The organism is Streptomyces sp. NPDC002817 (genome assembly GCF_053592055.1).
The window spans coordinates 187148-199813 of record NZ_JBSFUY010000006.1 but is presented as its reverse complement, the minus strand read 5'-3'; the positions used below and the strand labels follow the sequence as shown (position 1 = coordinate 199813).

At 71.4% G+C, this 12666-nt stretch carries 12 protein-coding genes; 8 read left to right on the top strand and 4 right to left on the bottom strand.

Features of this window, described 5'->3' with window-relative positions:
- Positions 1-87: 87 nt before the first annotated feature.
- The 3 genes from ACWD3I_RS14415 (at position 88) to ACWD3I_RS14405 (ending at position 3641) form a co-directional block, all read left to right on the top strand.
- Complete coding sequence (locus ACWD3I_RS14415) at positions 88-1464, top strand: PASTA domain-containing protein (RefSeq protein WP_365396586.1); 1377 nt, start codon at positions 88-90, stop codon at positions 1462-1464.
- Positions 1465-1603: 139 nt separating this feature from the next.
- Positions 1604-3451 (top strand): serine/threonine-protein kinase, encoded by a 1848-nt coding sequence (locus ACWD3I_RS14410; protein WP_365396589.1) that lies wholly within the window; start codon positions 1604-1606, stop codon positions 3449-3451.
- A gap of 52 nt (positions 3452-3503) precedes the next feature.
- Complete coding sequence (locus ACWD3I_RS14405) at positions 3504-3641, top strand: hypothetical protein (protein WP_199924711.1); 138 nt, start codon at positions 3504-3506, stop codon at positions 3639-3641.
- A gap of 23 nt (positions 3642-3664) precedes the next feature.
- Here ACWD3I_RS14405 and ACWD3I_RS14400 read toward each other — a convergent pair whose 3' ends face one another.
- The 4 genes from ACWD3I_RS14400 to ACWD3I_RS14385 are packed head-to-tail and all read right to left on the bottom strand — an operon-like array spanning position 3665 to position 7746.
- Positions 3665-4870, bottom strand: coding sequence for a sensor histidine kinase (locus ACWD3I_RS14400; protein WP_365396592.1), 1206 nt, complete (start codon positions 4868-4870; stop codon positions 3665-3667).
- A 34-nt stretch (positions 4871-4904) separates the two neighbouring features.
- The gene (locus ACWD3I_RS14395; RefSeq protein ID WP_365396595.1) at positions 4905-6617 is read right to left on the bottom strand and encodes a sodium/solute symporter; all 1713 of its coding nucleotides are present in this window, start codon (positions 6615-6617) and stop codon (positions 4905-4907) included.
- Positions 6614-6985, bottom strand: a complete 372-nt coding sequence (locus ACWD3I_RS14390) for a hypothetical protein (protein WP_365396598.1) — start codon at positions 6983-6985, stop codon at positions 6614-6616. Before ACWD3I_RS14390 ends, ACWD3I_RS14395 begins: the two co-directional genes overlap by 4 nt.
- A complete protein-coding gene (locus ACWD3I_RS14385) occupies positions 6982-7746 on the bottom strand; it encodes a LytR/AlgR family response regulator transcription factor (protein WP_365396601.1) in 765 nt (254 codons plus the stop codon). Before ACWD3I_RS14385 ends, ACWD3I_RS14390 begins: the two co-directional genes overlap by 4 nt.
- A gap of 78 nt (positions 7747-7824) precedes the next feature.
- On the opposite strand from ACWD3I_RS14385, the gene ACWD3I_RS14380 reads away from it, so the two are divergent.
- The 5 genes from ACWD3I_RS14380 to ACWD3I_RS14360 all read left to right on the top strand — a co-directional run bounded on the left by ACWD3I_RS14380 (position 7825) and on the right by ACWD3I_RS14360 (position 12647).
- Positions 7825-8340 (top strand): Lrp/AsnC family transcriptional regulator, encoded by a 516-nt coding sequence (locus ACWD3I_RS14380; RefSeq protein ID WP_266895525.1) that lies wholly within the window; start codon positions 7825-7827, stop codon positions 8338-8340.
- Between the two features lie 124 nt (positions 8341-8464).
- Positions 8465-9289 carry a dimethylargininase gene (gene ddaH, locus ACWD3I_RS14375; protein ID WP_365396605.1) on the top strand — a complete coding sequence of 275 codons (825 nt, stop codon included), beginning with the start codon at positions 8465-8467 and terminating at the stop codon, positions 9287-9289.
- Entirely contained in the window at positions 9286-10509 is a 1224-nt protein-coding gene (rocD, locus tag ACWD3I_RS14370; protein WP_365396608.1) for an ornithine--oxo-acid transaminase, read from the top strand. The genes ddaH and rocD overlap by 4 nt, the downstream gene beginning before the upstream one ends.
- A 324-nt stretch (positions 10510-10833) precedes the next feature.
- Positions 10834-11559, top strand: a complete 726-nt coding sequence (locus ACWD3I_RS14365; RefSeq protein ID WP_365405829.1) for a lysophospholipid acyltransferase family protein — start codon at positions 10834-10836, stop codon at positions 11557-11559.
- Between the two features lie 74 nt (positions 11560-11633).
- A complete protein-coding gene (locus tag ACWD3I_RS14360; RefSeq protein ID WP_451084104.1) occupies positions 11634-12647 on the top strand; it encodes an NAD-dependent epimerase/dehydratase family protein in 1014 nt (337 codons plus the stop codon).
- Positions 12648-12666: the final 19 nt, after the last annotated feature.

Sequence of the window (12666 nt, the reverse complement as noted above, 5' to 3'; positions counted from 1 at the left end):
CAGTCCGCTCTTTGTCCTCAATCCGTCGGGAATGCTTTTCCGTTCGTTAGCATGAAACGCGTTGGGTAACCGCCGGGGGGAGCGGTGATGACAATTCGCGTTTTTCTGCAAAGGACCGGGAAATCTTCGATCCGCCGGATCGCGGTACTGCTGGTCTGTGTACTGGCGCTCAGCGGATGCGACCGCGAGACGCCTTTGACGCTGGTGAAGGCGATCGCCGCGGGCGTGCCCGCGCTCGATCCCTTCTTCGACGAGAACAGCGGGCTGGGGAAGGACGCGCAGGTCGCGTCGCGGCCCGTGCGGGGCAGCCTGCAGCAGGGCGACACCCCAGGTCTGTACGGGGGTTCGAAGCAGCCGACCGTCTGTGACATCGACAGGCTCGAGCAATTCCTCACCGATCCCAGGAACGACCAGAAGGCACAGGCATGGGCGCGTGCCCTCAAAATCTCCACGGATCGGATACCGGATTATCTCGACCGGCTCACACCCGTCCTGTTGCGTCACGACACTCTCGTGAAGAACCACGACTACAAAAAGGGAAAGGCTGTTCCCTACGACTCCCTGCTCCAGGCCGGAATCGCGATTCTGGTCGATGCGCAGGGCCGGCCCGCCGTGAAGTGCTCGTGCGGAAATCCGCTGCGGCCCTTCGCAGGTGACACGAGCCGTATCTCGGTCAAGTTCGAGGACGGGAACGAGGAGTGGAAGGGGTACGACCGTTCCTCCGTCGTCGCGGTGCGACCCGCGCCCCGGCCCATGGAGAAGATCGCCCTCGTCGACGTCGAGGACACCGACCGCGGCATCAACCGGCCGGTCGGCACTTCGGGAGCGAAGGACGCGGCGTTCGACACGCGGGAGAAGCGCGCGGTGCCGAACCTCGCCGGGGCGACGTTCGGCCAGGCCCGGCGCTCACTGACCGACAAGGGGCTCGCGGTCGGCTATGACAGCAAGGGGCTGCCGCCGGACGACGCCCAGGTCACGGCAACCGATCCGCCGGCCGGGACCGAGCTGGGTTTCGGGCAGTACGTGATGCTGAGCGTGGCAGGGGACTCCGGTTCCTCGGGCGGGTCCACGACCACTCCCCCGCCCACGACCACCACACCCCCGCAGTCGTCGACCTCCGAGCCGTCGACACCGGGCTCCGGTTCCGGCAGCGGCTCACCACCGCCGTCGTCCGCCCCGCCCTCGTCCGGTCCGCCGCCCAGCTCCTCGCCCCCGCCGTCGAGCGGCAGCCCGTCACCACCCCCGTCGAGCAGCCCACCGGCCACGAGCTCGTCCCCGGCCGTGACCACGTCGCCTCCGGTGACGACCAGCACATCACCGCCTCCCCCGGTGACCACGAGCGCGCCCCCGGAGACGACGAGCAGCGCGCCACCGCCGCCGCAGACCACCAGCGCCCCGGCCACGAGCGAGCCGCCCACCAGCGAGCCCGCCGCCGAGGAGCCCACGGAAAGCGCCACCGTCTGAGCGGGGCCGACGAAGTCCGGTGCGGCCCCGCCGCGACCCGAAAGGGCGGGGACTGCTCACCAGCCACGACGGACCCGCGGACGAAGCACCGCACATCCAGCGGAGCGCCTGGCGCCCCGCAGACCCCGGGAGTCACCGGATGCCTTCAGGACCATCGACGTCGGGAGTGGGCCGGGTCATCGCCGGCCGCTATCTGCTGCTGAACCAGCTCGGCAGCGGCGGCATGGGCCATGTCTGGCTCGCCCACGACCAGAGACTCGCCTGTGAGGTCGCGCTCAAGGAGATCGTCTTCCGGGACGCGGTGGAGGCCGGCCACGAACGGGAGGCCCGGGTGGCGCGGGCCCGCGCGGAGGCCCGGTACGCGGCGGGACTGCGCGGCCATCCGCACGTGGTCACCGTGCACGACGTGCTGGAGCACGAGGGGCTGCCGTGGATCGTCATGGAGTACGTGGCGGGCGCGGTGGACCTGCGCGACCTGGTCGCCCGGCGTGGCTCGCTGCAGCCCGCGGAGTGCGCCCGTGTCGGCCTGGCCGTGCTGGACGCGCTGACCGCCGGGCATCAGCGGGGCGTCATGCACCGGGACGTGAAACCGGCGAACATCCTGCTCGCACCGGACCGCTCCGGGTCGCCGTACGGCCGTGTCCTGCTCACCGACTACGGCATCTCCGTGCAGCCGGACGCCGGCGAGACGCGGTACACGCTGACGTCCGTGCTCGTGGGCACGGCGGGCTATCTGGCGCCGGAGCGCGCCACGGGCGGGTCGCCCACCCCGGCCGCGGACCTGTTCTCGCTGGGCTGCACGCTCTACCACGCCGTGGAGGGCCGCGGTCCGTTCGACCGCGAGTCGCATCTGGCGGAGATCACCGCGGTGGTCATGGACGAGCCGCGGCCACCTGAGCGGGCCGGCGCCCTGGGCCCCGTACTCGAAGCGATGCTGGTCAAGGATCCGGGACGGCGGATCACCGCGGCCCAGGCGGAGGCGGCGCTGTCGCGGCTCGTCGCGTCGCAGGCGGAGGCCCACGCCCGGACCCAGACCGACCTCGGATCGCAGCCGCCCTGGGCCCGGCCGATGCCGCCACCGCCCGTACCGGTGCCGTCGCCGCCGGCCGTCCCGGAGGGCTTCGGGCCCCTGGTCACCTCGGGGGGCAGCAGGCGGCGTACCCGCCCCCGGGCCCTGCACTCCGCCCTCGCCGGTCTGCTGGGGCTGGCCATCGCGGGGGGCGGGGTCTGGTACGCCGTGGCCCAGCAGCCGCCCGCCGACGGGAAGGAGGGCGGGACCGCACAGCCGTACGGCACCCAGGTCGGGCTCTCCCGGCCCCTCAAGGAGGGCGACTGCGTGCTGGCCGACTGGGGGGACACCGGGGCCTTCAAGGGCACTCCGCGGCTGCGTCTGGAGTCCGGCTGCGGCAGCGGGGCCGACGGGCAGGTGCTGGCCTTCGTCGGGGCCGTGTCCGCCGCCGAGGCCCGGGAGCGGGGCCCTGCGGGGTGCGAGGAGCGGACCGCGGAGCTCCGCGGGAGGCTGGCGGATGTGCGGAGCGTCGCCGTCGTGCCGACCGAGGCGGGTTTCGTGGCCGCCGGGAAGCGCACCGCCTGTCTGGTGCTGGGCGCGCACGGGCCGGTGTACGGGCCGCTCGGCGATCACCGCGAGCCCGGCTCCGCGTTCTCCGACGTGTCGAACATGCAGAAGCGGGACTGTCTGGACGTACGGTCCAACCGGTCCGCCCGGCTGGTGTCCTGTGCGGGGGCGCACGACGAGGAGGTGCTCGGGTTCACCCGTTTGGGTGCCGATGTCACGCTCGACGAGGCGCGTACCGAGTCGGACGTGGCGTGTGGGCGGGAGGTGCCGCCACGGGACTACGGCTTCGACCCGTCGGTGTACACGGCGGGCTCCTGGACGAGCGAAGGTCCCTGGAAGGCGGGCACTCATTTCGTCGTCTGCACCGTCAGGAAGCAGAACGGGGGCACCATGGAGGGAGACCAATCCTGAGGAGGGTGTTGCGATGCCCGGTACCGGTTCTACGGATGGCTCGACCAGAACGATGGGGGTGCTCACCGTCGGCGGTCTCGTCGTGGTGACCGCCTACACGGTGGCGCTAGGCAGCAACGGCTGGCTGTGGTTCGGCTGGGTCGTGCTGGGCCTGATCACCCTCGGGATGGTCGTCACGCGCAGTACCTGAGGGCCACGCGCAGTGCCTGAGCCCTATTCGCGACTCAGGCGCCCGGCGGAGTGCACCCCCGGCTGGTACTTCGGCAGCCGGGCGGTGATCTTCATTCCCGCTCCTACGGCGGTCTCGATGACGAGGCCGTGGTCGTCGCCGTAGACCTGGCGGAGCCGGTCGTCGACGTTGGACAGTCCGATGCCGCCCGAGGGGCTGACCTCTCCGGCGAGGATGCGGCGCAGCACGGCGGGGTCCATTCCCGTGCCGTCGTCCTCGATGACGACGAGCGCCTCGGCGCCGGCGTCCTGAGCGGTGATGCTGATGTGCGCCTTGTCGGCCTTTCCTTCCAGGCCGTGCTTGACGGCGTTCTCGACGAGCGGTTGCAGGCAGAGGAAGGGCAGGGCGACCGGCAGCACCTCGGGGGCGATCTGGAGGGTGACGGAGAGGCGGTCGCCGAAGCGTGCCCGTACCAGCGCCAAGTAGTGGTCGATGGCGTGGAGTTCGTCGGCGAGGGTGGTGAAGTCGCCGTGCCTGCGGAACGAGTAGCGGGTGAAGTCGGCGAACTCCAGGAGCAGTTCGCGGGCGCGCTCGGGATCGGTGCGGACGAAACTCGCGATCACCGCGAGCGAGTTGAAGATGAAGTGCGGGGATATCTGGGCGCGCAGGGCCTTGATCTCGGCTTCGATGAGGCGGGTGCGGGACTGGTCGAGATCGGCGAGTTCGAGCTGGACGGAGATCCAGCGGGCGACCTCCCCGGCGGCCCGGACGAGGACGGCGGACTCGTGGGGCCCGAAGGCGACGAGGGTTCCGTGGATCCGGTCGTCGACGGTGAGCGGTGCCACGACGGCCCAGCGGACCGTGCAGTCGAGGTGGTCGCAGGTCAGCGGGAAGGCCTCGCCGCGGCCGGTCTCCAGGGGTCCGGCGAGCCGCTCCATGATCTGGGCGCGGTGGTGGCCGCCGATGCCGTCCCAGACCAGTACCGCCTTCTGGTCGGTCAGACACAGGGCGTCCGTGCCGAGGAGCGTGCGCAGCCGGCGGGCCGACTTGCCGGCGGTCTCCTCGGTGAGGCCCGCCCTGAGCGGGGGCGCGGCGAGGGAGGCGGTGTGCAGGGTCTCGAAGGTGGCGTGCTCGACGGGGGTGCCGAGGCCACGCAGACTCTCGGGGCGCGCGGTCCGGCGGCCCAGCCAGAAGCCGGCGGCGAGCAGGGGGAGGACGGCGACACAGAGGCCGGCCAGGAAACCGCTCATACGACCGCCCCGATCAGGCCCGTCAGGGATGTCCTCATGCCTTCACCTCCGCCCGCAGTTCCTCCGGCAGATGGAATCGCGCCAGGATCGCCGCCGTTCCGGCCGGGACCCGGCCCGGGGTGGCCAGGGACACCAGGACCATGGTGAGGAAGGCCAGCGGTACCGACCAGAGGGCGGGCCAGGCGAGCAGGGCGTGCAGCGCTCCGGTGCCGGGGAGGCCGGCCATCGTCGCGGCCACGGCGACCAGGGCGGAGCCGCCGCCCACCAGCATCCCGGCGGCCGCGCCCGGCGGGGTCAGTCGGCGCCACCAGATGCCGAGGACGAGCAGCGGGCAGAAGGAGGAGGCCGAGACCGCGAAGGCGAGCCCGACCGCGTCGGCGACCGGCAGGCCGCCGACCAGGACGCTCGCCGCCAGCGGTACGGCCATGGCGAGGACCGTGCCGAGCCTGAAGTGCCGTACGCCGCGGGAGGGGAGGACGTCCTGGGTGAGCACGCCCGCCACCGCCATGGTCAGCCCCGAGGCGGTGGACAGGAACGCGGCGAAGGCGCCCCCGGCGACGAGTGCGCCGAGGAGGTCGCCGCCGAGGCCGCCGATCATCCGGTCGGGCAGCAGCAGGACGGCGGCGTCCGCGTTCGAGGTGAGGGTGAGTTCGGGGGCGTACAGGCGGCCGAGGGCGCCGTAGACCGGCGGCAGGAGGTAGAAGGCGCCTATCAGGCCGAGGACCGCGACGGTGGTGCGGCGGGCGGCGACGCCGTGCGGGCTGGTGTAGAAGCGGACCACCACGTGCGGCAGGCCCATGGTGCCGAGGAAGGTCGCGAGGATCAGTCCGTACGTGGCGTACAGCGGGCGTTCGCCGCGGGTCTCGGCCTGGGAGGGCGACAGGCCGGCTCCGCTGTTGCGGTCGGCCTCGGGGACGGGGGCGCCCTGGGCGAAGGTCAGCCGGGTGCCGGCGTCGATGTGGTGGGTGCCGGTGGGGAGGCGGAGTTCGGTGTCCTCGTGGGTGCGGCCGTCGACGGTGCCGTCGACCGTGACGGTCAGCGGGCGGTCGAGTTTCAGGTCGAGGCTGTCGTCGACGCGGACGATCCGCTGTTCGCGGAAGGTGGCCGGTTCCTCGAAGGCGTGGGTGGGGGCGCCGTCGCCCTGCCAGGCGAGGACGAGGAAGAGGGCGGGGACGAGCAGCGCGGTGAGCTTGAGCCAGTACTGGAAGGCCTGCACGAAGGTGATGCTGCGCATGCCGCCCGCGGCGACGGTCGCGACCACGACGACGGCGACGATCACTCCGCCGAGCCCGTCGGGTGCCCCGGTCAGGACCGTCAGCGTGAGCCCGGCGCCCTGGAGCTGGGGCAGCAGGTACAGCCAGCCGACGCCGACGACGAAGGCCCCCGCGAGCCGTCGTACCGCCTGGGAGGCGAGCCGGGCCTCGGCGAAGTCGGGCAGCGTGTAGGCGCCGGAGCGGCGCAGCGGGGCGGCGACGAAGATCAGCAGGACGAGGTAGCCGGCGGTGTAGCCGACCGGGTACCAGAGCATGTCGGGGCCCTGCACCAGGACCAGACCCGCGATGCCGAGGAAGGAGGCGGCGGAGAGGTACTCACCGCTGATGGCGGCCGCGTTGAGACGGGGGCCGACGGTGCGCGAGGCGACGTAGAAGTCGGACGTGGTGCGGGAGATCCGCAGGCCGAAGGCGCCGACGAGGACGGTGGCGACCACGACGAGGGCGACGGCCGGAACGGCGTAACTGGAGTTCATCGGTCTTCTACGAGGCGTACGAAGTCGCGTTCGTTGCGCTCCGCCCGCCGCACGTACCAGCGGGCGAGGAGCACCAGCGGAACGTACAGGCCGAAGCCGAGGACCGCCCACTCCACGCGGCGGGCGCCCGGCATCGCGGCGAAGAGCAGCGGGAGCGGGCCGACGAGCAGGCCGAGGACGGCGAACACGGTGAGGGCGGCGCGCAGTTGGGTGCGCATGAGGGAGCGGACGTAGGTGTGGCCGAGGGTGGTCTGCTCGTCGATCTCGGTGCGGGGGCGGTTGTAGCCGGGGACGCGGCGGGTCTGTCGGGGCGGGCCGGTGACGACGACCCGGCGTTCGGCGGGGTTCTGGTTCTGGGGCACCGTCACGGCCTCCTCATCAGCAGGTCCCGCAGTTCGCGGGTGTGGCGGCGGCTGACCTGGAGTTCCTCGGAGCCGACCAGGACGCTGACGGTGCCGGCGTCGAGGCGCAGTTCGCCGACGTGGCGCAGGGCGACCAGGTGGCGGCGGTGGATACGGACGAATCCGCGGGAGCGCCAGCGCTCCTCCAGGGTGGACAGGGGGATACGGACGAGGTGGCTGCCCTTGGTCGTGTGCAGCCGGGCGTAGTCGCCCTGGGCCTCGACGTGGGTGATGTCCTCGACGCTGACGAAACGGGTCACGCCCCCCAGTTCCACGGGTATGTGGTCGGGGTCGGGCTCGCTCACGGGGATGCGCGGTGTGGTGCCGCGGATCTCGGCGGAGCGCAGCTCGACGACGCGGCGGACCGCCTCCGCCAGGCGTTCCTTGCGGACGGGCTTGAGGACGTAGTCCACCGCCTTGAGGTCGAAGGCCTGTACGGCGAAGTCCTCGTGGGCGGTGACGAACGCGACCAGCGGTGGCCGGGCGAACCCGGTGAGCAGCCGGGCCAGGTCGAGGCCGTCGAGGCCGGGCATGTTGATGTCGAGGAAGACGACGTCGATCGCCTCGGGGCCGTGGGGCCCGGATTCCAGGGCCCGGTTGATGCGGCGCAGCGCCTCGGTCGCGTCGCCGGCGCCCTCCGCGGAACCGATCCGGGGGTCGGCGTTCAGGAGGTAGAGGAGTTCCTCCAGCGAGGGGCGTTCGTCGTCGACAGCCAGGGCGCGCAGCATGAACCCGGAGTGTAGGAGCAATTCGCACGTCTGCACACGTGCCGAGGTATGGACGTTGTCGCTGGATACAGTGCCGACATGCACAGCGCGCCCGCACCGTTCGACGAGCTCGACCGGAAGATCATCACCGCTCTGATGGCGAACGCCAGGACGAGCTTCGCCGAGATCGGCACGGCCGTGGGGCTGTCCTCCACGGCGGTCAAGCGGCGCGTGGACCGGTTGCGCGAGACCGGGGTGATCACCGGGTTCACGGCCACGGTGCAGCCGTCGGCGCTGGGCTGGCGCACGGAGGCGTACGTCGAGGTGTACTGCGAGGGCGCGGCGCCGCCGCGGCGGCTCGCGGAGGTGGTGCGCAACCATCCGGAGATCACCGCGGCGATGACCGTGACGGGCGGTGCGGACGCGCTGCTGCATGTGCGGGCGCGGGACGTGGAGCACTTCGAGGAGGTGCTGGAGCGGATCCGGATCGAGCCCTTCATCCGCAAGACGATCAGTGTGATGGTGCTGTCCCATCTGATCCCGGAGAGCCCGGAGGCGGGGGCGAGTCAGCCCGCACCGGCCGAAACCTCGCAGCGCGCATCAGAGCTGCGTTGAACCGGAGAAACACGCAGCATTCCTGCGCAGACACGCAATTCCTATTGCTTGTCGAGCGTGACCACCACTTCTTACCTTGGTGTCAACCCTCAGTAGACACCGCAGGAAGCGGAGGAACCCCTCTGTGTCCGACTCCCGTGTGCCGCGCCGACGGCGTTTCCTCGTCTGCGAACCCAGACACTTCGCCGTGCAGTACGCGATCAATCCCTGGATGCATCCCGACACGCACGTCGACGTGGACCTGGCCCAGGAGCAGTGGCAGGCGCTGATCGGCGCCTACCGCTCGCACGGCCACGCCGTCGACGCCCTGGACCCGGTCCCCGGTCTCCCGGACATGGTCTTCGCCGCGAACTCGGCGGTCGTCGTCGGCGGCCGCGTCTTCGGCTCGCTGTTCCACGCGCCCGAGCGGCGCCCCGAGTCCACGCACTACGACCTGTGGTTCAAGACGGCGGGCTACGAGGTCCACCGCCCGGCGTCCGTCTGCGAGGGCGAGGGCGATCTCGTCTGGACGGGCCGGTACGTACTGGCCGGCACCGGCTTCCGGACCACCCGGGAGGCCCACCGCGAGGTGCAGGAGTTCTTCGGCCACCCGGTGATCAGCCTGACGCTGGTGGACCCGCACTTCTACCACCTGGACACCGCGCTGTTCGTCCTGGACGACTCCGAGGGCGAGAACAACATCGTGTACTACCCGGAGGCGTTCTCACCGGGCAGCCGCGAGGTACTCGCGCGCCTGTACCCCCGCGCGGTGCTCGCGACCCGGAACGACGCGATGGCGTTCGGACTGAACTCGTTGTCCGACGGCCGCCATGTCTTCATCGCACCGCAGGCCGAGGCGCTGGCCGCGCGCCTCGACGACCACGGCTATGTCCCCGTCCCCGTCGACCTCTCCGAGTTCCACAAGGCCGGCGGCGGCATCAAGTGCTGCACCCAGGAGATCCGCTCATGACCGCTGCCGTACACACGCGCTCCTCCGCCGATCTGATCAGCGCCGAGGAACCGGTGCTGGCGCACAACTACCACCCCCTGCCCGTGGTGGTCGCCCGCGCCGAGGGCACCTGGGTGGAGGACGTCGAGGGCCGCCGCTACCTGGACATGCTGGCCGGCTACTCGGCCCTCAACTTCGGCCATCGCCACCCGGCCCTGATCGAGGCGGCCCACCGCCAGCTGGACCGTCTGACGCTCACCTCACGGGCCTTCCACAACGACAAGCTGGCCGAGTTCGCCCAGCGCCTGGCCCAGCTGACGGGTCTCGACATGGTGCTGCCGATGAACACCGGCGCCGAAGCGGTCGAGAGCGGCATCAAGGTGGCCCGCAAGTGGGCGTACGAGGTGAAGGGCGTTCCCGCGGACCGGGCGACGATCGTGGTCGCCGCGGAGAACTTCCACGGCCGTACGACGACGATCGTGTCGTTCTCCACCGACGAGACGGCCCGCGCGGGCTTCGGCCCCTTCACCCCCGGCTTCCGGATCGTGCCGTACAACGACCTGGCGGCACTGGAGGCGGCGGTCGACGACACGACGGCGGCGGTGCTCCTGGAGCCCATCCAGGGTGAGGCGGGGGTCGTGATCCCGGACGAGGGCTACCTCACCGGCGTCCGCGAACTGACCCGCCGCAAGGGCTGTCTCTTCATCGCGGACGAGATCCAGTCCGGTCTCGGCCGCACGGGCCGCACGCTGGCCGTCGAGCACGAGTCGGTCGTCCCGGACATGCTGCTCCTCGGCAAGGCGCTCGGCGGCGGCATCGTCCCGGTGTCCGCGGTGGTGGCCCGCCGGGATGTGCTCAGCGTGCTGCGACCGGGTGAGCACGGCTCCACGTTCGGCGGCAACCCGCTCGCGGCCGCCGTCGGCACGGCCGTGGTCGAGCTCCTGGAGACGGGCGAATTCCAGCGCCGGGCCGCCGAGTTGGGTGTGGTGCTGCGGGACGGTCTGTCGGAGCTGGTCGGCAAGGGCGTCCTCGGCTTCCGTGCCCGCGGGCTGTGGGCGGGCGTCGACATCGACCCGGTGTTCGGGACCGGGCGGGAGATCAGTGAACGACTGATGCGGGAAGGCGTGTTGGTCAAGGACACCCACGGGTCGACGATCCGGCTGGCACCACCGTTGACGATCACGGGGGATGAACTCTCCGGTGCGCTCGGGACGCTGGAGAAGGTGCTGACCCGGGGCTGAGCGCCCGACCCGGGAGGGTGCGGCTCCGCGAGGAGCCGCACCCTTCGCCGTCGGCGAAGGCACCTCCACGACGGCCATCGCTCATCGGGACCGGACGCAAGACCTCCCTCTCCGCCACCCATGCTCGCGAATCCGTCATGCTGAGCGATCTGATTGCCGCCTACCCGCCAGTAGCACCAGGCTGATCCCGTGGTCGCCTCCCCGCCGTTCGCGACCCAGTTCCGCGCGCCCCCGCATGCACATACACTGGCACCCCCACGACACGCCGGTTGACCTGCTGGAACGCGGCGGTTGAGCCGATTTGCCGGAGTGAGGAGCGTCCAGTTGTTCTACTACCTGCTCAAATACGTGTTGTTGGGACCCCTGCTGAGACTGGTTTTCCGGCCCCGGATCGAGGGGCTCGAGCACGTGCCGGCGACCGGGGCGGCCATCGTCGCCGGTAATCACCTGTCCTTCGCGGACCACTTCCTGATGCCGGCGATCCTCAAGCGCCGCATCACCTTCCTCGCGAAGAAGGAGTACTTCACGGGGCCGGGCGTGAAGGGCCGGCTCACCGCGTTCTTCTTCCGCAGCGCCGGGCAGATCCCTGTCGACCGCACCGGCAAGGAGGCCGGCCAGGCCGCCATCCGTGAGGGCCTCGGGGTGCTGGCCAAGGACGAGCTGCTCGGGATCTACCCGGAGGGCACGCGGTCGCACGACGGCCGGCTCTACAAGGGCAAGGTCGGTGTCGCGGTGATGGCGCTGAAGGCCGGGGTGCCCGTCATCCCCTGCGCGATGATCGGCACTTTCGAGGCCCAGCCGCCCGGCAAGGTCATCCCCAAGGTCCACCCCGTGACCATCCGCTTCGGCGAACCCCTCGACTTCTCCCGCTACGAGGGCATGGAGAACGAGAAGGCGATCCTGCGCGCCATCACGGACGAGATCATCTACGCCATCCTCAACCTCTCCGGACAGGAGTACGTCGACGAGTACGCGGCCGTCGCGAAGGCCGCGGAAGCCGCGGAGCGCTCCGAGAAGGAACGCCGGTTCCCGCGGATCCCCCTGCGCTGACCTCTGCTGTCGGCAGAAGGCCCTGGGAGGCCCCGAGTCGACCGTCGTACTGTCGCCGTATGACGCGACGTGCTGTGGTGATCGGGGCGACCGGGCAGATCGGCCGGGCGACGGTGGGTGCGCTGGCCCGCGACGGCTGGGAGGTCACCGCCGTCTCCAGGGGCGGCGGGCGGGACGAGGGCTGGCCCGGGGAGGTGCGGGTCGCCCGTACCGATCGCGAGGACGACACCGCGCTCGCCGCCGCGGTGGGTGACGGGTGCGATGTGCTGGTCGACATGGTGGCCTACGGAGCCGCGCACGCACGGCAGTTGACCGGCCTCGCCGATCGCGTCGGGTCCGCCGTCGTCATCTCCAGCGTGTCGGTGTACGAGGACGACAGGGGCCGCAACTTCGACACCCAGGACGAGCCGGACGGCTTCCCCGAGTACCCGGTGCGGATCACCGAGGACCAGCGGACCGTTCAGCCGGGAGAGCAGTCGTACAGCACCCGCAAGGCCGCGCTGGAGCGCGAACTGCTGGGCGCCGGGGAGCGGTTGCCCACCACACTGCTGCGGGCGGGTGCCATCCACGGGCCGCACTGCCGGACACCGCGCGAGCTCTGGTTCGTCAAGCGGAACCTGGACGGGAGGGTCCGGCGCGTCCTCGCCTACGGCGGCCGGAGCCGGTTCCATCCGGCGAGCGTCCACAACATCGCCGAGCTGGTCCGGCTGGCCGCCGCGCGGCCCGGGACCCGGGTGCTCAACGCCGTGGACCCGGACGCGCCGACGGTGGCGGAGATCGCCCGGGCCATCGACGCCGTGATGGGCGTGGAGCGGGAGGACGTGCTCGTCGACGGGCCGCCGCCCTCGCCCACGGTCGGGGGCACGCCGTGGTCGGTGCCGGTGCCCGTCGTCTGCGACATGACCGCCGCCGAACGGGAGTTGGGGTACCGGGCGGTGATCCGGTACGCGCAGACGCTGCCCGAGACCGTCGCCTGGATCGAGGGACACCTGACCGGGCGGGACTGGCGGGAGGCGTACCCGAAGATGGCCCGGTCGTACGGCGACCTCTTCGACTACGCGGCGGAGGACGCCTGGTTCACGGCATGAAAGAGGGGCGGCCCGACCG